Below are 20,989 nucleotides of genomic sequence, written 5' to 3' on the forward strand. Positions count from 1 at the left end.
TGAACAACCTCAGAAACCAAACGATTCGAGAACTTCACCACGGCAATCGACACCCTTCAATAATCAGGTGTTGCGATCACCGCATGATTCGAAGCGCTCAAAACAACAACAAGTGCCAGTTAGTTGGGGGCCACCCGCGCGGCCGAGCCCATGCGCTGCTTCGCCGTGTTGCTGCCGGGGCCCACGGGAACGTGCGAGGTCGCCTTGGCCAAGCCGAACAAGGGCATGCCGTTGTACACCACTTCAATCCCGGATGCAGGCACCTGGTACGTCTCGTGCCACACCCCGATGTCCCCGCTGCCCGCGATCTCCTTCATGAACTTCCGCCACGGGCCCAGATGCGGCGATTCCCTGTCCGCGGCGAATTTCCGCAAATGTTCGGGGCTCTCCCAGTAGCTGAGCAGGATGGTGGTCCGGCCAAACCATTGCTCGCTCCCCAGCAGGCCGGCCTCAGGATTCCGGGCCAAGTGCTGCATCATCACAGGCATCGCGGATGCCACCTTTGCAACGCGGCCCGTCTTCCACCAGCGGTTGGCCCGCATTCCGATGAGGAAAACCGTGATGTTGTCGCGGCCGATGTCAGCCGTGAAACGTCCAGGGAAGATCTCCTGTGCCATGTCAGTCCTTCGGTCATTGTTCCTGGTTTCATAACGGCGTTACGAAACAATGTTATGAAACACTTGTAAGCATGGCAAGACCCATCGTTCACGACCACGCCGTTCGCCAACGGCTACTGGAAGTCACCGCGGAGCTCGTGGACCGCGAAGGCCCCGCCCGGGTGACACTGAGGGACGTCGCGGCAGCCGCGAAGACGTCCACGACGGCGATCTACTCCCTCTTCGGCGGGAAAGCGCAACTGTTGACGGCCGCCGTCGACGACGGCTTCCGTTCCTTCGGCGAGTCCCAGCGCGACGCCTCAAAGGGCGGCCTCCTGGGCCTTGGCCGCGCCTACCGCACCTGGGCCCTCGCGCATCCGGCCTTGTACCGGCTCATGTTCAGCGGCGCCCTGGCCGCCTACATTGACTGCAGCCCGACGCCGGAAGTCGCCTCCGCGTCCATGGCCCCCCTGGTGGAGGCGGTTACCTCCGCGCAGCAAGCGGGCAGGCTTAAAGAGGACCACCCCCAAACGGTGGCGATGGCCATTTGGGGGCAGGTCCATGGGCTGGTGAGCCTGGAACTGGCGCAGATGAACGAACCCGGCACGGACTGGGCGGCCATCTACGAGGCAGCGCTGGAAGGAGTTGCCCGGGCCTGGGCAGCTTAGGACCTCCTAGGCGTACACGTTCTCCAGGAATGCTCCCCAGGCCTTCGCCGTGAGCTCGGAGTCCCCGGATCCACTGAAATCATGGACCGTCATGCCTACGGGAGCCCCAAAGGCGTTGCGGCCAAAGAAGCGGTACAGGGTGTCATCCGTGCGCAGGCCAAGGAAGTTGTCATTGGCAAAGTCCACCTCGCCCCTCAATTGCCCCAAGCCTTCCTGGTCCACGTCGAACGTCGAACCCGCGGCCAATCCCTCCACGCCGAGCGCGTTCTTCAACCGCCGGAATCCATCCGCAGCCTGCGAGGAGCCAGGGGCCTGGATGTCGGTAAAGACCACCGGCCGGCCGTCGAAGTGCTCCAGGTACTGGCCCAAGGTGTGCAGGTAGAACTCAGTGTGCTTGCTGGCGCCGTCGTACTGTTCATCCCAGTTGTCGGCGAAGATCCCGCTGTGGACGTAGTGCAGCTTGGCGCGGCCACCCTCCACCGGTTCCAGGACGTGCTCCAACTGGTTGAACCAGCCGTCAGGCCCATCCATTCGGGTCACGAGATGTCCCGGGAACTCATCGACGGTCCGGACAGCCGGCCACTGGTCCGTGGGGAACATCCATGCCGGGGTGTCTACCGTAACGGCCTGCCACACCCGCTCGGGAGTTCCGGGAAGCTCGGTATCGGCCACGATTTCGAATTCACGGTTATTTGCCATTGTCCTGGTCCTTTTCTGCTGTGAGGTCACTGCCTGCTGTGGTTTCTGAGGGGTTCTTGAGTGCGGGGTGAAGCACGACGACGAGGCGGTGCTTGCGCCCGCCGCCCGCCGCGGCGGACGGACCGCCGTCGTGGTATTTGTCCACGAGCTGCGTCACCGCAACGCCGAGTTCTTCCGCAAAGGCGGCGCGGTCGGCTGCCGAGCGGAAGGTGATCTCGCCGTCGATCGCGAAACTGGCCAACTTTTTCTTCGCCGCCGCGGCGCCGGAGATCAGCTTCCCCATCTCCTGTATGGTTCGCGAGGCGAGCGAGAGGAGCCAAAAGGCCGAGAACCTGTCCGCAAAGCGCCGCGGATCCGGCGCCACGGAGGCCAGGGCCACCGGCGATATGAGGTAGGAAGCCGCAGTCGCCCGGAGAACGCGCTCCGTGACGTTGCCCTTGCGCCGCTCCTCCACCAACTCCACCAGGCCGTGCTGCTCAAGGGCCTTGAGGTGGTAATTGACCTTCTGGCGCGGCATGCCCACCTTAGCGGCGAGCTGCGTGGCCGACGCCGGCTGGGCCAGCTCCTGCAGGACGCGCGTGCGGATCGGGTCCAGCGAAACCTCCGCCGCGGCCGGGTCCTCGATCACTTCGATATCCAACATGATTCAAGTATGGTTACCGACAACTTTTTTTGTCAAGAACTTTTTTGTGTTCGGTAGGAACGAATGTATGAGGCCCACCCGGCATCCCCACCGCCTCCCCGGCATCGGTATAACGCGCAGAGCGGGCCCCGCAACGGAAGCAACGTAGAATTATCCGGTGATGCAATCCCCCCTCCCCGTGCGCGACGGCGTCAACGCCACGCGCCTCCGCCTCCCGGACGAGGGACCGTGGGACACAGCGATGGACTACATGATGCATCGCTGGGGACACATCGATCCGCAGGGAATCGAGGACCGCTTCGACGCCGGCGAAATAGTTGGCGAAGGCGGCGTGCCGCTCACGCGGACCACCAAGCTGGAGGACCACACCTTCATTTGGTACTACCGCACCCTCCCTCCCGAGACCCGACTGCCCGTGGAAATCACCATCCTCCACCAGGACGAACACATCCTGGTGGTGGACAAACCCCACTTCCTACCCACGACCCCGGGCGGCACCTACATCCAGGAATCGGCCCTGGTCCGGCTGCGCAATCTCCTGAACCTGCCAGACCTCATTCCCATGCACCGCCTTGACCGCATGACCGCCGGAATCCTCCTGCTCTCCACCAATCCGGAAACGCGCGGTAAGTACCAGGTGCTCTTCGAAAAGCGCCAGGTCCAGAAGGAATACGAGTGCGTGTCCGCGGCGACGCCGGCGCCGGGCTATCCCGCCGTCGAATTTCCTGCCCTGGTCCGGAACCGCATGACCAAGTCCCGCAGCTACCTCCTCGCGGAGGTAGTGGACGGCGAACCGAACGCCGAGACGCGCATCGAACAGACCAGGACGTTCGACGGCGGCGCTGGGCCGCGTGCGCTGTACCGGCTGGAACCCCACACCGGGAAAACCCACCAGCTCCGTGTGCACATGGCCTCACTCGGCCTGGGAATCGTCAACGACGCCTTCTACCCGGACCTCCTGGACAAAGCACCGGACGACTACGCCAAACCCCTCCAACTCCTGGCCCGCGGCATCCGCTTTGTGGACCCCATCAGCAGGAAACCCGTGGAATACCGGAGCCAGCTCACGCTCAGCGAAGCCCACGGCTAGCCGAGCCGGGTCAACGGCCGAACACGGCGCGGAAGACCGCCGTCGTATCCTCCGAAAACAGCACGAACTCCACCAGGTCCAAAGGGCTGCCCTTGGCGGCACCTCCGGAACCCGACACCGAAAAGGCCTTGACGGCGTCGTGCGCCACCTCGGCAACCACGCGGGCATCCCAACCGTAGATTCCGGCGCTGATCGCGGGAAACGCGACGCTCCGCGCGCCAAGTTCCCCTGCCACCGCCAGGCTTTCGCGGAAGCACGAGGCCAACATTTCGGGGTCGGTTTGTCCGGCATGCCGGTTCGGCCCTACCGTGTGGATCACCCAGCGCGCGGGGAGCCGGAAACCCGGCGTCCCGACGGCGGCACCCACCGGAAGCCCGTCCGGCAGTCGGGTGCGGCGCAACTCCCGGCACGCGTCCAGGAGTTCAGGCCCGGCGGCCCTGTGGATGGCTCCGTCCACTCCTCCCCCACCGAGCAGTGAAGAGTTGGCGGCATTGACGATTGCGTCGACGCCGCGCGTGGTCACGTCCCCGTGCATGATCTCGATCCGCATTCCGCCAGTCTTCCGCCGCCCGGGCGAAGCGGCAAGAGCCAGCGGGTGGGGTGGCAAGTGCGGTATTTTGTGCCAATGGACTTCACTTCCCCGGACACGTGGGGATCAGCCATCTACTTGTGGGTGGTCCCTTTCGTGCTGGGTGATGCCGTTTTTCCGCCGATCCCCTCGGAGATGGTGGTCATCACCGGGGGCGCGTTGGCCGCCGAGGGCCACGTCAATTTCTGGCTGATCCTGCTGCTGGCCGCCTTCGCCTCCTGGTTGGGCGACATGGCCGTGTACCTGCTGTTCAAACGGCGCGTCAGCCATGTGCTGGATCGTTGGTCGTGGGGCCGCAAGGTGCACGTGGCCATCCACGAAACCATCGCCAAGGCCGGGCGTTCCTCCGCCTATGGCGCAATCATCGGCGCACGATTCGTTCCCGGTGGCAGGCTGGCCACATCCGCAGCATCAGGCATTGCCAATGTTTCGGTCCGCGGCTTCAGCCTGTGCGCAGGACTCGGCGGCGTGCTGTGGGCCTTGTGGCAGGTGGGCCTCGGATACTTCACCGGGTCCACCACCAAGCTGCCGTTTTGGGCCAGTTCGCTGATCGGTGTGGGCGTGGGCCTGGTGATCGGCGTGGTGGTGGGCGTGATCGTCACCCGGCGCCGCGGTGACCGCTCCCCCGTCGATGAACCGTTCGACGGGGACGCGCCGCAACCTGACCAGCAGTCCTAGATAGGCGACCAGCGCCCGCGGCTCCGGCGGAGCACGTAGAGGCTGCCGGTCAGGGCCACGCGTTCGACGGCGTCACGCATCATGGCAGCCGACGTCCGGGCCTCGTGGTTCTCACCTGTGTAGTCCCGCGCATCCACCATGAACCGCAGGCTGATCTGTGGGACGCCACCAACAATATCCAACTGGTTCGACTCCACGTGGTGCCTGGTACCCAGGGCTTCCACGGCGGCAGCCATCACGGACTCCGGAGCATTGCCCGGCTTGAGGCCCGTGATTTTCAGCTTGGTTTGGAACGATGGCATCCCACTAGCCTAGCCGTGGCTTAGCCGGTGTTGCGCAAGCCGGCGGCCACACCATTGACGGTGATGAGCATGGCCCGCTGGAGCCGTTCGTCGATCTCCGCTCCGGAGACGGACTCTTCACGGACGCGGCGAAGAAGTTCCACCTGCAGGTAGCTGATGGGATCCAGGTACTGGTCGCGGATTTCGAGCGAACGCTTGAGCGTTGGCTGGGCATCGAGGAGCTCGAGTTCTCCCGTCAGCCGCTCGACCTCAGCCACCGTGAGCTCGTATTCGTCGCGGATCATATGGAACAGGCGGTGCAGCTCGCTCGGAACCAGCGAGGAAACGTAGTGCCCGGCAATCTCCATGTCCGTCTTGGCCAGCGTCATCTCCACGTTGGAGATCACGGAACGGAAGAAGTGCCAACGGTCCATCATCTCCGTGAGCTGTTCCGTGTTGCCGGCCTCGCGGGCAGCCTTCAAGCCGGAGCCGACGCCGAACCACCCCGGGACGATCTGGCGGGACTGGGTCCAGCCAAAGACCCACGGGATGGCACGCAGGCCGCCCAGTCCCGCACCCGAATCCGGGCGCTTGGACGGGCGCGAACCGATGTTCAGGGAACCGAGCTGCTCCACCGGAGTGGACGCCAGGAAGTAGGCCGGAAGATCCTCATCGTCGATCAAAGCCCGGTAACGGGCGAAGGCGGCGTCGGAGATGGTCTCCATGACGTTCGCGTACCGCTCACGCTCGTCCTCAGAGGTGCGCGGAGTCCGGTGCAAGGCCGAACCCTGCATCACGGCCGCCAGCGAGAGCTCCAGGTTTTCGCGGGCAAGTTCAGGCAGCGAGTACTTGTCCGAGATGACCTCGCCCTGCTCCGTGAACTTGATTTCGCCTTCGAGCACACCGTTGGGCTGGGCCATGATGGCATCGTAGGTAGGTCCGCCACCACGTCCCACGGAACCGCCGCGGCCATGGAAAAGGCGCACCCGGACACCGTGCTTCGCAGCGACGTCGCGCAGCTTGCGCTGGGTCTTGTGGATCTCCCATTGGCTGGTCATCACGCCGGATTCCTTGTTGGAATCGGAGTAGCCGAGCATGATTTCCTGGATGTCCCCACGCAAGCGGACAAGTTCACGGTAGGACGGATCGGACAGCAACTGGTCCACGATCTCGGCCGAGGCGCGGAGCTCTTCGACGGTTTCCAGGAGCGGCGCGAAACCGATCCGGGCGTGCGGCTTGGCACCGAAGAGGTCGATCAAGCCGGCTTCGCGGGCCAGGACGGCCGCGGCAAGAACATCGTCAGCGCCGCGCGTCATGGAGATGATGTACGTTTCCACCACGTCCGGACCGTATGTGTTCAAGGCCTGGCGAATGCTGCGGAAGACGTCGTATGTGCCATCAGCGGTGCCGTCGAGCTTGATGGGGTGGCCCGAAAGTGGACGGCGGGATGCCAGCTCGGCGCCCAGGAACTCGAAGCGTTCCTCACGGGTGAGCGATGCGTAGGGCTTTTCGGTGCCCAGCCTGTCAACGAGCTGGCCCACTGCGTCGTGGTGGTAATCCGCGTGCTCACGGATGTCCAAGGTGGCAAGGTGCAGGCCGAAAGCCGCGAGGGCTCGCCTGACGCGTGCCAGCGCACCATCGGCCACCAGGCCGGCAGCGTGGTTCCGCAAGGACGATTCGAGCAAGCCGAATTCGGCAAGAAGCTCCGGGGTGGTGGCGTAATCGCGGCCCGGTTCGTGGTGGGTGGACGCCGAAATACGACGACCGGTGTTGATGAGCTTGGCCTTGATGCACGTGAGCTTCAGCCGGTAGGGCTCCTGCGCATTGAGCTCCAGGACCCGCTTGTCCAGGCCCGGAAGCTTCTTCAGGTCCACCTCGATGGAGTCCAGGAGTTCCTGGTCCGCCCCGAACAGCGCCGTGGAGTTGGACAGGACGGAAATCAGCTCATCGATCAGGGCAATGCCAATGCGCACTGCGTTCTGGTTTTGCAGCTGCAGGATTTCCCGGGTCACGGCGGCGGTGACGTTCGGGTTTCCATCGCGGTCGCCACCGATCCAGGATCCAAAGCGAAGCGGGGCCGCGGCGGACGGAAGCTTGACGCCATGTTCGCCCAGGAGTTCGGCAAGGTCGGTCAGCATTTCCGGCATGGCGTCCGTGAGGATGCTGTTCAGGTAGTAGATGGCGTTGCGGGCCTCGTCCACCGGGGTGGGCCGCACCTGCCGCAGCTCATCGGTCTGCCACATCTGGTCGATGATTTCGGACAACTGCCGGTCCTGGCGGCGGCGGGCGGACGTGCCCTCCAGCGTCGGCTGGGCCAGGACGTCGGAGAGCTTGCGGATCTTGTCCAGCACCGAACGGCGCGAGGCCTCGGTGGGGTGGGCCGTGAAGATCGGACGGACGTCCAGCTCGTTGACCACGTCCTGGAGCACCTCCGGGCCGGCCTGTCCCGCGATTTCGGAGACGGCCTTGGCGAGCCAGCCGTCCTTCTCCTGGCGGGTACGGAGACCGCGCACGCGGTGCACCTGCTCGGCAGCATTGCTCAGGTGGAAGTAGAACGCGAAGGCACGGACCAGGTCGGTCGCCTGCTCGAGTGGCAGGGAGGCGAGAAGCTCGCGGACCTGGGCTACGACGTCGTGCGCGCTCCACGGACCCGTAGCATCGGCGCCGCCGCGCGCGGCCTCTTTGGATTCCTTGGTGAGAAGCCGGACCTGCTCCACAAGCTGCAGCAAATCCGGTCCGTGCTGCCGTACCAGGGACTCACCCAGCAGGGTGGAAACCCGGCGTACGTCGGCGCGGAGTTCCGCAGCGAGATCGGTGTCTTGGGGGGCAGTGTGAACCATAGATACTTACCTTCGGGATGTGGTTTGGCTCGTACACTGCGCTGGATACTGTGAGCCCTATTACTTATGTTTCCCAAGGGATATTACCCGCAGCGGCTTGGGCTGCGGGAATGTGTCTCAGATTCTGGCATGGTCCGGGCTACACGTCCGGGCTACTCCGCCCAAGCCTCCTTCAAGGCCTCCCAGTGGGCTCCTTCCATGAGGCTTGCGGGCGTCACGGACACGGATTGCGCCCCGCCCCGGGCGGCATCCTTGAGCGCGTTCCGGAACGTGTCGGCCGAAATAATGCCGTCGTTGGCCCACATGCCCAGCGACAGCGACATCCGGGAACCGGCCCTGCGGTTCATGGCGCGCACCAATTCCTCCGTGCTGGGCGCACGCTCATCATTGAGCCCCACGTACTGCCACACATGGAGGCGGTCCACCTGCTTGAGGAGAAGATCGTAGTCATGCCCGCTCTCGGCCCGGTCCCCGGACGCGGACTTCGTGGGACTCCGCACATCCGTTTCGGCCTTAACGCCGAAGGGCTCGACGGCGGCACTCACTTTCCGGGCGATGTCCGCCATCGCTTCGCTGCGCCACGTCCTGATGTGGGCATCCGCAGTGTCTATGGAGCCGTTGCCCAGCCGGGGCCAGTCCGCTTGGCCGGTGGTGGCTTTGTAGTCCTGCAGGTCATCGGGCCCAAACGTGAAATCGTCGAACATCAACTCCGTCAGGTCCACTGCTGTGGGGTGGTACTTCCGGGCAACCTCGGCGGCCAAGGCAACGAGCCGGGCACCCGCCGCACCGGCCCGCAGGGCAGCAACGCCGGCAAAACTTGTGGACGCCCGGCCATGCACATCGCGGCCTGCCAGTGACGGGTCTTCTTGGAGCGCCCGGCCCAGGAGGACATCGATGGTCAGCACAATGTCCCGTTTTTCTCCGTCAGCCGAAGTCCCCACGGCTTTGATGGCCTCGGCAACGTAATCACGTCCGGTGGCCGACACCTCGCCTGAGAAGGATCCCGGCCGTCCGGCCCACGGAAAGGCTGTCCAGTCCGTGCGACCCACGGAAAGCGAGACCGCCGTGGCATTCACGGAGTCCAGCCGTTTGGCAAGCTCGGGAAGATGCTGTGGATCCTTGGTGACGATGTCCTCGAAGCCAAGGTTGACCATCCGATCGCTGGGTCGGGAACCACCCCCTCCCGGTGACGCCACCATGATCACTGTGGACGCAGTTGCTGTGGCAACCATGATTGCGAAGGACAAGATGACCTGTTTCATGCGAGGGACTCCCTTAAGGATTCACTGTCCAGTGCAGTCACCGAAACCACACCAGTGCGTTGGAGCTTGTTCCACCGGGCCGGGCTGCCGCGCAGCTCCTTGACGATCGCGCTGGCCAAGGCAAGTCCTACGAAAACCGAGTAGAAGGGCCAGAGCGGTACCGTCCAGAGGAACCGGAGATCCCGCCAGGAACCGTTGAGGCCGATGGAAAAGACGATCAAAACGAAGGACACGAACAGGCCCAACCAGCCCAGGATGGCAAGCACTTCCCACGGAATGGGTCCCCTGCCTGCCGCGTAGAGAACTGGCAGGATTCCCAGGATCAACAATTGCAGGATGGGTATCAACACCATGGTGAAAGCGTTGAAAACCAGGAACAGCCCGAACGTCCCGTAGGTTGTTTTGCCCAGCATCCCAAAGTGCAGGCGAAGCGTTTGGAGCAGGCCGCGGGACCAACGGACTCTTTGCCGCCACAGCCCTCCCATGGTGGAAGGCGACTCGGCGTAGACCAGCGCCTTGGGCTGGAAGTTCACCCGGTAGCCGGCTTTGTAGACCCGCCAGGTGAGTTCAAGGTCTTCGCCCAGGGTGTCCTCGTGGAAACCGCCCACGCTGCGAACCAGGTCCGCCCTGAACGCACCGATGTTCCCGGAGACAATCGGAAGGCAGTGCATCAGGGAGAGGGCTCGGCGCACCAGCCCCGTGCCGACGTGGCTGAGCACGGCGAGCATCATGGTTTGCACCCTGTTGAGGTTCACGGGCCGGTCATCGCCGCAGACCGCGCCCACCTTGGGATGGTCGAATCCCGCCAGCATGTGGAGCATCGTGTCCGGAGCGAAGATGCCGTCCGCATCAACGAACATCAGGATGTCGCCCTGCGCCGCCTTGATGCCCGTGTTCAGTGCGGCTCCCTTGCCTGCGTTCGCGCGCGATATGAACCTGACGCGGTGGTACTCCTCGGCGAGCGCGGCCATGATCTCTGCAGTGGAGTCGGTGGAGCCGTCGTCCACCAGGATGACTTCCAACCGGGAGTAACGGCTGCTGAGGATCGATTCCACGCAGTTGGTGATGACCACAGCCTCGTTGTAGCCCGGGACGATCACCGAAACCATCGGCTGGGTGCTGAGGACGGAATACTTGTGTTTCACCGGCCTGGGCCGGTGAACGCGGTTGAAGTAGAGCGCCAGCGGAACGTAGATAATCTTGACGGCACCGAACCCAAGGATGATCAGTCCGCCAACCTGGACAAAGGCCAGTGCGAGATCGAGGATGGTCACGCGTTCCTTCCCGACAACTGCTCCAGCGCATGCACTCGAAGCACACTGTCCAGGAGTTCGGGGGCGTGGGCGCTGTTGGCACCGAAGCGGGCGTTGACCTCAAGGACCACCGGGGTACCGTCCGGCATCCGCCGGATGTCGATATCCACGGGACCCTGCAAGCCCAGGGCTTCGACTGCAGACACTGCCAGCGCCGCAACGTCCCGGTCCGCGGAGGCTTCGCTGCGCCGGACCGAAACCGCGTTGCCCACGCGCCCTTCCTTGAGCGCGGTTTTCTCCAGGACCACCACGACGTCTGTCCCGGTGCCCGTCCGATGGAGAACTGGTGCGTATTCCGTCCCAGGAACAAACCGCTGCACAATGCAGGTGTCGTCCGCCATGGCCCAGGCGTGGGCCGCCCGGGCTCCCCCGTCCATCAACCGCTCCAGGAGCTGCACCCCTCGGCCACCGCGCGAAACCCTCGGCTTGACGACGAGGGGGCCGCCCAGGACATCCATGGCGTGGTGGACGGAATCGAAACTGCTGGGGAGCCCGAAGGGTGGAACGTCAACACCCGCAGTATGAAGGCACGTCATGGTGTGGAATTTGTCGTTCGCGGTTCGGACGGGTGCAGCATCGGCCACCACCACCCGGACACCCGGTGCCAGATCGTCCTTTGCCTCGGAGACCAGCACCAGCTCGTCGCTGACGGTCGGAACAACGACGTGGATGCCGTGTTGGGCGATCAGCCCCCGCAGCTCCCACAGGTAGCCCGGCGCACCAGACCGGGAAACCCTCGCCACCATATCCGCGGAGCGGGTGTCCACCGCCTGCATGTCCACGCCGAGGACCCAATGTCCACGGTCCATGAGTTGGCGGGCCAACGAACTGCCGGCGGGACCTCCCACGCCTGTCACCAGGAAGCGGACCATCAGAACTCCCCTACGGCTGAGCCAAGCAGACGGACGGGTTCGAAGCCTTCCGCGTACGTGGTTTTCACTTGCGACCCGCGGAAGGCGGCCAGGCTGCGCACCCTTTCGGCGCTCATGTAGGGCTTGCCGCGCTGGTCCTTGTGCATGGACACTGCGTGGATTTTCACGTCCACGTACCCCGCAATGTCCACAAACACACTGGGGTTGAACTGCCGGGTTGCCGACGGGCTTTCGAAGCACAGGATGGACGAGTGGCGCCGCGCGGCGCGCATGGTGGCACTGTGCACGGCCTGGTGGTCCTGGTGGTAGTCGTGACCCGAGTGCGTCATGACCACATCCGGTTGGAACTCCTTGATGAATGCCTCGATCGCATGGACCATCTCCTGGCCGTGCTGGGACAGGTTCGTGTCCCTGAAGTCGTGTACCTGGACTTTGGAGACGCCCATGAACTCGGAACCGGAGGATGCCTCAGACAGGCGCGCTGCACTGTCGCCTCCCCTGCTGCCGGTGCTCATCACCATGGCCCGGACTTCGTGTCCTGCGTCCGCCAACTTGGCGAGCGTGGCGCCGCAGGCCAACTCAAGATCGTCGGGATGGGCTCCGATGGCCAGCACGCGCCTGGGTTGGGCGGCCATGGCGTGATCAATCCGTAGTGTTGGTGCCACCAGGAAGCCGACCACCAAGGCAGCACCGCACAAAAGCACCACCACTGCGCACCAGCCCAAATGCTCGGGACTCAGAACACAGCCCAACAGGGCTGCCATAAGCAGCGCTCCCAAGGCCGCAGTGATCCACCGCAGCCGATGCGGGGACCTGAACCTGCGAACAAACCAATTCCGGCCGACCGGGACCAAGGCCAAAACCACAGCAAGCGCGCCAAGCGAGCCTGCCACGGCAAACACCGTTGCCTTCATACTTCCCCTAAATAACGTGGATGATGCGTACCAACCCGCGTCCGGGTCTTGCCATGAATGAGTGAATGCAAGGGCCAGTTCATGATGTGGATCGGTTTGTGATCCACGCATCAAAAATTGGTCAGTAGTTATGGACGAAATGCCGTTCCTGGATACCAGTCCCATCGAGGCCGTAGCTCAGCGATTCCGCGCTTCGATGCCGTGATTCGACCGTCAGGTGAAAGTGCAGGTTCCGGCGCTTGGCCGATTCGGTGGAACACACGGCCTTGGACTCGTTCTCCAAGGAGCACTGCCAACCGTCCGGAGCCTCGAGCGACCCGCCGACGATCCTCGCGCCATCCGGCGCCGAGAACACTGCAGTCCCCCGGCCCAGCGGTGCCGTGCCAGAGACAGTGAACTCGATGGTGAAAGGCGTGGTGAAGGGGTTTCCATCCTTTGTGGTCCCCACGGAAGAGGTGACCATTGCCGGCTGGGCGTCACGCTTGGGCGGTGGCTCTGGAGTCCGCGTGGGAGAGGGCGTCACTTCAGGGGCAGATGGCACGGGAGGTTCGACGGCGGGTGCGGTGGTTTGGGGCTCAGGCTCAGCAACCGGTGGCGGCGCTTCCTCTGTAGCCGGAACAACCGGCACGGACGGAATGTCACTTGGACTGGGCGACGGAGCAGGGGTCTCCGGCGGTGGGACGACGGTGGCCTGGCTGGGAACGGCAGCGGTCTGGACGGTCCGTTGTTCGGGAGGAGTCCCCTGGGAAAAGTAGTCAATGACTCCGGCCGCCCCCAACACGAGTCCCGCTGCCGCGGCGGTCATGATGGTTGCGGCCACCGGCTGGGCCAGGAGGGGCGCGACGGCTGCCACCTTGGCGGGAGCCGCGAGGCTTCCAATGATGCCGAGCCCGGAACCGCTGGCTGCCCACGCAGCCACGGGAATCCCCGTGACCAAGGGCAGGAGCACAGCTTTCATGCTCCCCTCCACGTCCCGGAGTTCTGCCACCACGGCCGTGCAACTCGCGCACCCCTCCAGGTGGGTACGGACCTTCCGCGCCGATGGCCCGGAAAGGCCACCCCGGATGAAGCTGCCGAGCTTGGCAACATACTCGGCGCATTCCCGGGTGGGGCCTTCCGACACATGGCATTGCAGGTACTGGCGGCGCAGGCCTTCCCTTGCCCGCAAGGCCAACGCCGAAACGGCGTTGGCCGACAGCCCCAGCAAGGGTGCGGCTGCGGCCGGTTTCATGCGTTCAACGTCGAGGTACCACAGCACTGCCTGCCAACGCTCCGGCAGCATGCGGAATGCCTTGGCAACCGTATGGGATTCAAAGGCCTTGACGACGGCGTCGGGCTCGCCCACTGCATGATCCAGGGTGGAGTCGTCGCCGCTTGGGAGCGTCCTGCCCGCCTTGCGGTTCCGATGGTGGGACAGACGGGTGACAGTGGACAGCAGATAGGCGCGGAAGAACGTATCCGGGCCTTTTCCGGCAACGAGGTTCTGCAGCACGGACTGGAAGGCTTCCGCCACGATGTCCTCGGCGTCGCTGGGGTTGTCCACGTTGCGCCGGGCCACGGTAGAGGCGATGGAAATGTGCCGCTCATACAGGCCGTCGAAGGCTGCCGTGTCCCCACCCCGAACCAACGCAATAAGCTGCCCGTCGCTGGCCTCCTCCGGGTGCTGCGTCCTCCGCGCCATTTACGGCGTCCCCACATGCGAATAAATCTTGCCCATACATACGCAGTGAATGGCAGGACAAACTCATGACGCTCGTTTCTACAATCTTTTTAGGAATTAGAGTTGCCCGGCACGTCGTCATGAATGGCGGCATGGCCGCACTCTTCCGGTATGACCTCGTCCCGGACAAAATCGATCGCCGACTGTACGTTCTCGCGGCACCTCCTCTTGCGCAGATGGCAGACCACCAGCTACCAGCAGGGATGGCGGTTCAAATCCGACTGGCTGCTGCCCGAAGTCCGTACGGTGGTCACGTCGCTGACAACCCGCTCCACGGTGCCGGCGCCCACGGCAAAGTCGCTGGGCGCTGCCCGGGCGAGGAACGGCGTGGGCATCAGCGAAACCATTACGGACTTCCGCGCCCTGTTTGACGCGGCAGACCAGAACCTCGACGTGGACGCACTCCAGTCACTGGCCGAGGGTTGGGTGGAAGGCGCCGAGGCGCTCCCGCCGATCTCCTGCACGGACGTCTACACCGGCCTCGCCACGCAGGCCCATTTCCAACGCCATCTCCTGGAGCTGGACAACGCTGGTCCCGAGTACTCCCGGCATCATGCGTTGGCCGTCATCGCACTTCCCGAGCCTCCGGACAGCCGAAGCCACGGGTGGACGTTGCTGGTCCAACTGGGCGCCCTGGTGCAGCGCCAGCTCAGCGGGACAGGCGCCATGGCAACCTACCGGAGTTCCGCGATCCACGTGGTGTTCCAGGTGTGCGAAGCCAACCTCGAACGGCTGGCCGCCTGCAAGGCGGCCATGGAGGCCCTGGGAGCCGGTTCCTTGAGTCCTTCGCGGATGCGCCTCTACCCGCTTTCGGAGGATGCCGGAACCTCCGAGCGGTGGCCTGAACTGCATTGACGGGAATCCGTGCAAGGGCGTCACGAAAGCAGGCACCGCGTCACTGATCTTTCGACGGCCCACGGTTTACCAACGAAGGATCCATTTCCCTATGAACAATCAGTTACGTCTCAAGGCGGCTTCCGCGGCCACCGCGCTACTCGCCCTACTGCTTTTGGTGGCGGGCTTGGTCTGGTCCGCCGCCCCCGCCCACGCCGCCGTGATTTCGGATGCCCGCATCACTTTGAGCACGCAGTCCGTGGTGACAAGCCAGTGGGACCAGATGGATATCTCCTGCGAGTGGAGCGTGCCGGACCACTCCAAGCCCGGCGACACCTTCGAACTCCAGCTGCCTCCCCAATTGCGCTGGTTTGGCAGTGCGTCGTTCGATCTGGACAACCCCGACGGCGAGACTGTCGCCAAGGCTGAGGCCAACGATTCCGGACTTGTGGTCTTCACCCTCACCGACTTTGTGAAGTCCCACCCGTTCGGTATCGGCGGCACCTGCTCCTTCACTACCCAGTACTCCGAGGTTCCCGGCGCAGACAGCCACAGCCAGCTTGATTTCGTCATTGGCGATACTGTGCTCCGCGTACCAGTGGACATCACGCCATGCACCAGCAATTGCGCACCAGTCCCCCTCACTCCCGGCAAAGCCATGTGGTGGGCGGATGCCAACCAAACGCGCCTCGAATCGATCATCTACATGCCGCCCATGAAGTCGGACACGAACGACGTAGTAGTGACTGATACGCCTGCCGAAGGCATGGAGATCGATTGCGATGAGATCACGCCCCGCGTCGGCACCGTTCTGAACGCCGACGGCAACATCATCGATCCCATGGATACAGACAAATACCCGGCAGTAGTCGACTGCACGTCCGGGAAGGTAACGGCCACCTGGACGGGACTGCCCAAGGGCGAGCGCGTGGAACTCTTTGTGGTCACCGCAGTGACCGACCCCGGCCTCGACTCCTACGCCAACACCGGAACAGTGACCATCTCCGGCGTTACCACAGACATCGGCGCCGAGACCAAGCGGACTGACGCCAACGGAAACGGCAACGCCACCTCCGGGCCAACGGCAACGCCCACCCCCACACGCACGGTGACACCCAGCCCCATCCCCACACGCACGGTGACACCCAGCCCCATCCCCACACGCACGGTGACACCCAGCCCCACCGTCACACCGACCGTCACGCCCACAGTGACACCCACACCGACTGTGACACCCACAGCGACTCCCACACCCAGCGCCACGGCCACGCCAACCGTGACGCCCAAGCCCACGGCAAGCACCACGTCGTCCGCCCCGGTTGTGGTGGTACCGACGTCGACGGCTACCACTCCCGCAGCAGGTGGCAGTGAAGGCCAGCTCGCCACCACGGGGGCCAACGGTCCGGTGTTCATCTTCGTGGCCGCTGCATTCCTCGCTGTGGGTTCGCTGCTGGCCTTCGTTGCAACCAGGTCCGCAGCACGCCGGCGCTCCCACTAGGAACACCGGCTACACGAACTGCGATGCGATGTGCCGTCCCCCTGGCACATCGCATCGCTCTTAAGACGGGCTCGCGCTGGCATGTGTTGGGGGCCAGCGTGAGCCGCTCCACCGCGGGAATGCCTGTCCTTCCCGCATGGTTGACGGGAAGGAACAGCCGCCACAAGCGGAGCCTCGAGAACCAAGGAGAACCATGAGTCCCATCGCTACGGATGCCCAACTTGCCCGCTGGGAGAGGTTCCGCAGCGGACGGAATTCGGCCCTGGCATCGGACCACGGCTGGCTGACCTTGGCCTCGTTCCAGTGGCTTGAGGAAGAACCGGCTGCCGCGGAGCTTGCCCCCGGGCTGTGGTCAACGGACGGAAGCAGCGCAGTTCTCACAGCAACCGCGGACGACGGGCTGAGCTTCGTAGCCACTGGCGAACCTGCGGTGGGTACGTTCACCGAAGCCCTCCAGGACGAAGAATCGCTCATGTGGGTCCAGTACGGCGGCCCGGAGGGACACCAAGTGGTGGTGGAACTGGCCGTCCGTGCGGACAAATATGCAATCCGCACCAGGGACAACGGCTCGCCCGTTTACACCGGCTTCACCAGCGTGCCAACGTTCGCCTACGATCCGCAGTGGGTGATCACAGGCACGTTCGAGGCGTACGACCATCCCGTGGACGTGCCCATCGGCACCGCCAACCCTTTGGTGGACGGGCTGCACCGCTCGGTGGGCGAGGTGGTGTTCCATGCTCCGGGTATTTCCCACGAGATCAGGCTCCACGCGGAAGAGGAGAAACTGGGTGCCCTCAACGTGACCTTCCATGATGAGACCAATGGCGAGACCACCGACGAATGGCGCAAGGTGTTCATCCCCAAGCCACGCCCTGACGGATCGGTAGTCATCGACTTCAACCGGGCCATCAATTACCCCAGCGCGTTCACTCCTTACGGGACGTGCCCCATGCCGGTGCGCGGAAACTCGATCGATGTCCGGGTAGAGGCCGGCGAGAAACTCCCTGAAGACCTGTAGCTAGGCGATGGCGGAAACCCCCGTGACAGCCCTGCCCACGATGAGTGAGTTGATCTCGTAGGAACCCTCGTAGGTATAGATCGCCTCGGCGTCGGCGAAGACTTTGGCTATCCCGTAGTCGGTCACGATTCCGTTTCCGCCCAGGATGGACCGGCCCAGGGCCACTGTTTCGCGCATCCGTGCGCTGCAGTAGGCCTTGGCCAGTGCCACCTGGGCCATATCGGCACCACCGTGCCGCATCCCGGCAGCGTCGGTGAAGATGTCTTCCTGCAATTGGGCAATCCGGACCATCATCCCCATGCTGGCCACGGCGTTGCCCAGCATGTCCACCAAGTGCTGCTGGATCAGCTGGAACTTGGCCAGCGGCCTGCCGAATTGGAGGCGTTCCACGGCGTATTGCCGCGCGATATCGAAGGCAGCCAACTGTTGGCCTACCGCTTGCCAGGCCACCATGATCCGTGAGCCGCGCAGGAGGTGGTTGGTGTCCGCAAAGCTGTTGATCCCGGCGAAACGATCGGCCTCGGCCACGTGGACATCGTCGAAAAGAATGTCGGCGTTCTGCACGGTCCGCAACGCCACCTTGTTTTCGATGCGGCTGCGGGTGATCCCCGGCAGGGAGGCATCGACAATGAACCCCCGCACCGCTCCGTCGGCCTGGTCCTTGGCCCACACCAGCATGTAGTCGCAGAACGTCCCGTTCCCGATCCAGCGCTTGGCACCGTTGATCACCCAGTAGTCGCCGCCGTCGGACTGGTCCCTGGCGACGCGCCGCGCCGTTGTTTCCATACCGCCGGCGACGTCTGAGCCGTGGTTCGGCTCGGTGAGTGCGAAAGCTCCGGTGGTGCGGAGGTTGGAGGCGTCATCAAGGTAGCGGTCCTGCTGGGCGTCGCTGCCGAAGTCGTAGAGCGATTCGACGAAGAGGTCGTGGTGGACCATGAAGAAAGTGGCGATGGAGGTGTCCACGCGCGTCATTTCGGCGATGACCAGGCCCGCGAACAGGTGCGTGTAGCCGCGCTGGGCGGGTGCGCTGAGCCGGAGTGCTGCCAGCTTGGGCAGGATGTGCTCGGGAAACTCCGCTTTGTCCCACCATTGGCCGGCATACGGGGCGATCTCGGTGGCCAGGAATGCCCTGAGTTCCTTCAGTTTGCGTTGCTCCTGGACGCTGAGGAGCGACTCAAAGTCGAAGAAATCTGCCGCGGGCAAATCCGTCAAGGTGGCCGTCACTTGAGCCCCATCCTGATGGCACCGTCGAGGCGGATGGTCTCTCCATTGAGCATGGCGTTTTCCACGATATGCGCGGCCAGGTTGGCATACTCTTCGGGCCGGCCCAGGCGCGCGGGGTGCGGTACTTGCTGTCCCAGTGACTCCTGGGCGGCCGGGGGCAGGCCCGCCATCATGGGCGTTTCAAAGATCCCGGGGGCGATGGTGTCCACCCGGATCAGGGAGCGGGCAAATTCGCGGGCGAGCGGAAGCGTCATCGCTGCAACTGCACCTTTGGAGGCGGCATAGGCCGGTTGCCCGATCTGGCCTTCGAATGCTGCCACGGACGCCGTGTTGATGATGACTCCACGTTCCGGCCCGCCGAGTTCCGTGCTGACGGGCTCGTTCTGCACCATCGAAGCGGCGGCGAGCCGGACCACGTTGAAGGTGCCCACCAGGTTGATCTGGATGACCCTGTTGAAGGTTTCAAGGGGCAGCACACCATCCCGCCCCAGGACCTTGCCCGGCGTCGCGATGCCTGCGCAGTTCACGACGATCCGCAGGACTCCCAGCGCGGCGGCAGCATCGACGGCCGCTTGGACCTGGGCCTCGTCGGTGACGTCCGCCGGGGCGAAAACAGCCTGTTGCCCTGTTGCGCTTTCGTTGAGTCCGGCCGCATAGGCCTCGCCGGCGGACTGAGGCAAATCCACCAACACCACCGACGCCCCGGCATCGAACAGCCGCTTGGCGGTAGCGGCACCCAGCCCTGACGCTCCCCCGGTGACCAGTGCAACTGTGCCCTTGATGTCCATCCATCCTCCTTGATGCAGACGCGATGCAGTCCTTCGACGACCAAAATCCGTTAATGCATGTTAACTGGAATTGTGACCCAGCGCACGTTGGATAGGCCCAAGGCCCGTCGGGACCCTACCGCCAGGCCGGGGCTCCGCCGCTAGGCTGTGACCATGCCGAGCAACGCCGAACCACCAGCCCTTCCGAGCCAGTGGGCGAATCGCGCCGACCACGCCGCCCGCTCGGTGGCCCGCACTTTCGGCAGGCGCTTGTTCCTCCTCCCGGGCACACACATTGGCGCCATCAAGGTCCCGTGGCGGGCAAGCAGCCTCTTCGGCCCGTGGCACTACTGGTGGCAAGCGCATTACGTGGACTGCCTGGTGGATACCGGCCGCCGGGAACTCGCCACCGGAGCAAAGTTCGACGGCGGTTCTCGCCCCAGCGCCGGACGGCTCGCGTCACGGCTGGTCACTTCCGTCCGGATCAGGAACCGCTTCAGGTTCGTCAACCACTTCTACGACGACATGGCCTGGCTGGCCCTTTCGACGCTCAGACTGGACCAGTTGGCGGAGGAAACCCGCAAGCCCGGACGCCGCCGCAACGCCTACGTGCGCAGGTCCCTCACCCTGCAATTCAACTCCGCCGCCACGGAAGACCTTGGCGGGGGCACCTTCTGGAGCACGGCGAGGGACTTCAAGAACACCCCTGCCACGGCTCCCATCGCCTTGTATTTCGCCCGTACCGGGCACCGGGATAAGGCCCAGGTCCTGGTGGATTGGCTCAACACCAAGCTGCTCAACCCGGACAACGGCCTCTACATGGATGGGCTGCGGATCCGGGATGGCGGAACCGTGCTGGAAAACGCCATCTACACCTACAACCAGGGCCCGGTCCTGGGAGCACTGCTGGAACTCGGCGGCGGCGCGAACATCAACAGGGCAGCGGAACTCGTCGAGGCAACAGCACGTGGGCTGACCGTGGACGGCACCTCCATCATCCGCGGCCAAGGGACCGGCGATGGCGGCCTGTTCACGGGCATCCTGGTCCGCTACCTGGCTGCGGCCGCCCGCGACAGGCAACTCCCTGAAGGGGCCCGCGCCACGGCAAAGGAGATGGTGCTGGCCACGGCTGAAGCATTCTGGGCCGGCCGCCACGAGCCCAGTGCCCACGGGTCAAGTGCCCACGGGTCAGGGGCCGCAGCCACCGGCGAGGATGACGACGCAGCCCAATCTCAACCAGTGTTCTCCCCCGACCCCCTTCGGCCGGCGGGCGAGACGTATCCGCCGGGTACCGCCGTCGAGCTTTCCACCCAACTGCAAGCGTGGATGACGTTCGAAGCGGCAGCCACCCTGCACCCAACTGAGTAGCATTTGTGCGCGTTTTGAGCCGGGCGGAGTCAAGGGGTGGGAGCAACGCTGGGGGGTTAGGCCGCTTGTAGCAGCTGGTTAAGCCGGTTGGCTGGGGTTTCGAGGTTGAGGGTGG

The 20,989-nt window shown here is 64.3% G+C and carries 20 protein-coding genes; 7 read left to right on the forward strand and 13 right to left on the reverse strand.

What is annotated here, in order from left to right; translation table 11 throughout:
- Positions 1 to 119 precede the first annotated feature (119 nt).
- A complete protein-coding gene (locus tag ACIQT2_RS23315) occupies positions 120 to 617 on the reverse strand; it encodes a DUF4188 domain-containing protein (RefSeq protein ID WP_402951507.1) in 498 nt (165 codons plus the stop codon).
- Positions 618 to 688: 71 nt separating this feature from the next.
- On the opposite strand from ACIQT2_RS23315, the gene ACIQT2_RS23320 reads away from it, so the two are divergent.
- Positions 689 to 1,264 carry a TetR-like C-terminal domain-containing protein gene (locus ACIQT2_RS23320; protein WP_402951509.1) on the forward strand — a complete coding sequence of 192 codons (576 nt, stop codon included), beginning with the start codon at positions 689 to 691 and terminating at the stop codon, positions 1,262 to 1,264.
- A 6-nt stretch (positions 1,265 to 1,270) separates the two neighbouring features.
- Here ACIQT2_RS23320 and ACIQT2_RS23325 read toward each other — a convergent pair whose 3' ends face one another.
- Positions 1,271 to 1,963 (reverse strand): SRPBCC domain-containing protein, encoded by a 693-nt coding sequence (locus ACIQT2_RS23325; RefSeq protein WP_402951512.1) that lies wholly within the window; start codon positions 1,961 to 1,963, stop codon positions 1,271 to 1,273.
- Positions 1,953 to 2,606, reverse strand: coding sequence for an ArsR/SmtB family transcription factor (locus ACIQT2_RS23330; RefSeq protein WP_402951514.1), 654 nt, complete (start codon positions 2,604 to 2,606; stop codon positions 1,953 to 1,955). The genes ACIQT2_RS23325 and ACIQT2_RS23330 overlap by 11 nt, the downstream gene beginning before the upstream one ends.
- A 160-nt stretch (positions 2,607 to 2,766) precedes the next feature.
- On the opposite strand from ACIQT2_RS23330, the gene ACIQT2_RS23335 reads away from it, so the two are divergent.
- Positions 2,767 to 3,696: a pseudouridine synthase gene (locus tag ACIQT2_RS23335; RefSeq protein ID WP_402951548.1), complete on the forward strand. Its 930-nt coding sequence runs from the start codon at positions 2,767 to 2,769 to the stop codon at positions 3,694 to 3,696.
- A 10-nt stretch (positions 3,697 to 3,706) separates the two neighbouring features.
- Here the strand turns inward: ACIQT2_RS23335 and ACIQT2_RS23340 are convergent, their stop codons facing one another.
- Positions 3,707 to 4,246 carry an O-acetyl-ADP-ribose deacetylase gene (locus tag ACIQT2_RS23340; RefSeq protein WP_402951516.1) on the reverse strand — a complete coding sequence of 180 codons (540 nt, stop codon included), beginning with the start codon at positions 4,244 to 4,246 and terminating at the stop codon, positions 3,707 to 3,709.
- A gap of 75 nt (positions 4,247 to 4,321) precedes the next feature.
- Here ACIQT2_RS23340 and ACIQT2_RS23345 point away from each other — a divergent pair, with 75 nt between their 5' ends.
- Positions 4,322 to 4,963 carry a DedA family protein gene (locus ACIQT2_RS23345; RefSeq protein ID WP_402951519.1) on the forward strand — a complete coding sequence of 214 codons (642 nt, stop codon included), beginning with the start codon at positions 4,322 to 4,324 and terminating at the stop codon, positions 4,961 to 4,963.
- Here the strand turns inward: ACIQT2_RS23345 and ACIQT2_RS23350 are convergent.
- The 7 genes from ACIQT2_RS23350 to ACIQT2_RS23380 form a co-directional block, all read right to left on the reverse strand.
- A complete protein-coding gene (locus ACIQT2_RS23350) occupies positions 4,960 to 5,265 on the reverse strand; it encodes a hypothetical protein (RefSeq protein ID WP_397323785.1) in 306 nt (101 codons plus the stop codon). The two genes, ACIQT2_RS23345 and ACIQT2_RS23350, sit on opposite strands and share 4 nt — an antisense overlap.
- Before the next feature lie 20 nt (positions 5,266 to 5,285).
- Entirely contained in the window at positions 5,286 to 8,084 is a 2,799-nt protein-coding gene (ppc, locus tag ACIQT2_RS23355; RefSeq protein WP_402951522.1) for a phosphoenolpyruvate carboxylase, read from the reverse strand.
- A gap of 152 nt (positions 8,085 to 8,236) precedes the next feature.
- Complete coding sequence (locus ACIQT2_RS23360; protein ID WP_402951525.1) at positions 8,237 to 9,346, reverse strand: hypothetical protein; 1,110 nt, start codon at positions 9,344 to 9,346, stop codon at positions 8,237 to 8,239.
- A complete protein-coding gene (locus ACIQT2_RS23365; RefSeq protein WP_402951528.1) occupies positions 9,343 to 10,620 on the reverse strand; it encodes a glycosyltransferase in 1,278 nt (425 codons plus the stop codon). The genes ACIQT2_RS23360 and ACIQT2_RS23365 overlap by 4 nt, the downstream gene beginning before the upstream one ends.
- Positions 10,617 to 11,531 carry an ATP-grasp domain-containing protein gene (locus ACIQT2_RS23370; protein ID WP_402951531.1) on the reverse strand — a complete coding sequence of 305 codons (915 nt, stop codon included), beginning with the start codon at positions 11,529 to 11,531 and terminating at the stop codon, positions 10,617 to 10,619. The genes ACIQT2_RS23365 and ACIQT2_RS23370 overlap by 4 nt, the downstream gene beginning before the upstream one ends.
- Positions 11,531 to 12,445, reverse strand: coding sequence for a PIG-L deacetylase family protein (locus ACIQT2_RS23375; protein WP_400336063.1), 915 nt, complete (start codon positions 12,443 to 12,445; stop codon positions 11,531 to 11,533). The genes ACIQT2_RS23370 and ACIQT2_RS23375 overlap by 1 nt, the downstream gene beginning before the upstream one ends.
- A 121-nt stretch (positions 12,446 to 12,566) precedes the next feature.
- Complete coding sequence (locus ACIQT2_RS23380) at positions 12,567 to 14,126, reverse strand: zf-HC2 domain-containing protein (RefSeq protein WP_402951534.1); 1,560 nt, start codon at positions 14,124 to 14,126, stop codon at positions 12,567 to 12,569.
- Positions 14,127 to 14,276: 150 nt separating this feature from the next.
- Here ACIQT2_RS23380 and ACIQT2_RS23385 point away from each other — a divergent pair, with 150 nt between their 5' ends.
- The 3 genes from ACIQT2_RS23385 to ACIQT2_RS23395 all read left to right on the forward strand — a co-directional run bounded on the left by ACIQT2_RS23385 (position 14,277) and on the right by ACIQT2_RS23395 (position 17,515).
- On the forward strand, positions 14,277 to 15,020 hold the full coding sequence (locus ACIQT2_RS23385) for a hypothetical protein (protein ID WP_400336067.1): 744 nt from the start codon (positions 14,277 to 14,279) through the stop codon (positions 15,018 to 15,020).
- Positions 15,021 to 15,111: 91 nt separating this feature from the next.
- Positions 15,112 to 16,497 (forward strand): Ig-like domain-containing protein, encoded by a 1,386-nt coding sequence (locus tag ACIQT2_RS23390; RefSeq protein ID WP_402951538.1) that lies wholly within the window; start codon positions 15,112 to 15,114, stop codon positions 16,495 to 16,497.
- 193 nt (positions 16,498 to 16,690) lie between these two features.
- Positions 16,691 to 17,515: a DUF1684 domain-containing protein gene (locus ACIQT2_RS23395; protein ID WP_402951541.1), complete on the forward strand. Its 825-nt coding sequence runs from the start codon at positions 16,691 to 16,693 to the stop codon at positions 17,513 to 17,515.
- Here ACIQT2_RS23395 and ACIQT2_RS23400 read toward each other — a convergent pair whose 3' ends face one another.
- Both ACIQT2_RS23400 and ACIQT2_RS23405 read right to left on the reverse strand, forming a co-directional pair.
- Positions 17,516 to 18,739 (reverse strand): acyl-CoA dehydrogenase family protein, encoded by a 1,224-nt coding sequence (locus ACIQT2_RS23400; protein ID WP_402951543.1) that lies wholly within the window; start codon positions 18,737 to 18,739, stop codon positions 17,516 to 17,518.
- Complete coding sequence (locus ACIQT2_RS23405) at positions 18,736 to 19,527, reverse strand: SDR family NAD(P)-dependent oxidoreductase (protein ID WP_400336076.1); 792 nt, start codon at positions 19,525 to 19,527, stop codon at positions 18,736 to 18,738. Before ACIQT2_RS23405 ends, ACIQT2_RS23400 begins: the two co-directional genes overlap by 4 nt.
- 153 nt (positions 19,528 to 19,680) lie before the next feature.
- Between ACIQT2_RS23405 and ACIQT2_RS23410 the strand changes: the two genes are divergently transcribed.
- On the forward strand, positions 19,681 to 20,874 hold the full coding sequence (locus ACIQT2_RS23410) for a glycoside hydrolase family 76 protein (RefSeq protein ID WP_402951546.1): 1,194 nt from the start codon (positions 19,681 to 19,683) through the stop codon (positions 20,872 to 20,874).
- The last annotated feature ends 115 nt before the right edge of the window (positions 20,875 to 20,989 follow it).

The organism is Paenarthrobacter sp. NPDC090522 (genome assembly GCF_044769225.1).
GTDB lineage: Bacteria > Actinomycetota > Actinomycetes > Actinomycetales > Micrococcaceae > Arthrobacter.

Bases quoted from the DNA above. Each gene is read 5' to 3' on its own strand.
- ACIQT2_RS23315 (WP_402951507.1), bottom strand. From the start codon at position 617: ATGGCACAGGAGATCTTCCCTGGACGTTTCACGGCTGACATCGGCCGC.
- ACIQT2_RS23320 (WP_402951509.1), top strand. From the start codon at position 689: ATGGCAAGACCCATCGTTCACGACCACGCCGTTCGCCAACGGCTACTG.
- ACIQT2_RS23325 (WP_402951512.1), bottom strand. From the start codon at position 1,963: ATGGCAAATAACCGTGAATTCGAAATCGTGGCCGATACCGAGCTTCCC.
- ACIQT2_RS23330 (WP_402951514.1), bottom strand. From the start codon at position 2,606: ATGTTGGATATCGAAGTGATCGAGGACCCGGCCGCGGCGGAGGTTTCG.
- ACIQT2_RS23335 (WP_402951548.1), top strand. From the start codon at position 2,767: ATGCAATCCCCCCTCCCCGTGCGCGACGGCGTCAACGCCACGCGCCTC.
- ACIQT2_RS23340 (WP_402951516.1), bottom strand. From the start codon at position 4,246: ATGCGGATCGAGATCATGCACGGGGACGTGACCACGCGCGGCGTCGAC.
- ACIQT2_RS23345 (WP_402951519.1), top strand. From the start codon at position 4,322: ATGGACTTCACTTCCCCGGACACGTGGGGATCAGCCATCTACTTGTGG.
- ACIQT2_RS23350 (WP_397323785.1), bottom strand. From the start codon at position 5,265: ATGCCATCGTTCCAAACCAAGCTGAAAATCACGGGCCTCAAGCCGGGC.
- ppc (WP_402951522.1), bottom strand. From the start codon at position 8,084: ATGGTTCACACTGCCCCCCAAGACACCGATCTCGCTGCGGAACTCCGC.
- ACIQT2_RS23360 (WP_402951525.1), bottom strand. From the start codon at position 9,346: ATGAAACAGGTCATCTTGTCCTTCGCAATCATGGTTGCCACAGCAACT.
- ACIQT2_RS23370 (WP_402951531.1), bottom strand. From the start codon at position 11,531: ATGGTCCGCTTCCTGGTGACAGGCGTGGGAGGTCCCGCCGGCAGTTCG.
- ACIQT2_RS23375 (WP_400336063.1), bottom strand. From the start codon at position 12,445: ATGAAGGCAACGGTGTTTGCCGTGGCAGGCTCGCTTGGCGCGCTTGCT.
- ACIQT2_RS23380 (WP_402951534.1), bottom strand. From the start codon at position 14,126: ATGGCGCGGAGGACGCAGCACCCGGAGGAGGCCAGCGACGGGCAGCTT.
- ACIQT2_RS23385 (WP_400336067.1), top strand. From the start codon at position 14,277: ATGACCTCGTCCCGGACAAAATCGATCGCCGACTGTACGTTCTCGCGG.
- ACIQT2_RS23390 (WP_402951538.1), top strand. From the start codon at position 15,112: ATGAACAATCAGTTACGTCTCAAGGCGGCTTCCGCGGCCACCGCGCTA.
- ACIQT2_RS23395 (WP_402951541.1), top strand. From the start codon at position 16,691: ATGAGTCCCATCGCTACGGATGCCCAACTTGCCCGCTGGGAGAGGTTC.
- ACIQT2_RS23405 (WP_400336076.1), bottom strand. From the start codon at position 19,527: ATGGACATCAAGGGCACAGTTGCACTGGTCACCGGGGGAGCGTCAGGG.
- ACIQT2_RS23410 (WP_402951546.1), top strand. From the start codon at position 19,681: ATGCCGAGCAACGCCGAACCACCAGCCCTTCCGAGCCAGTGGGCGAAT.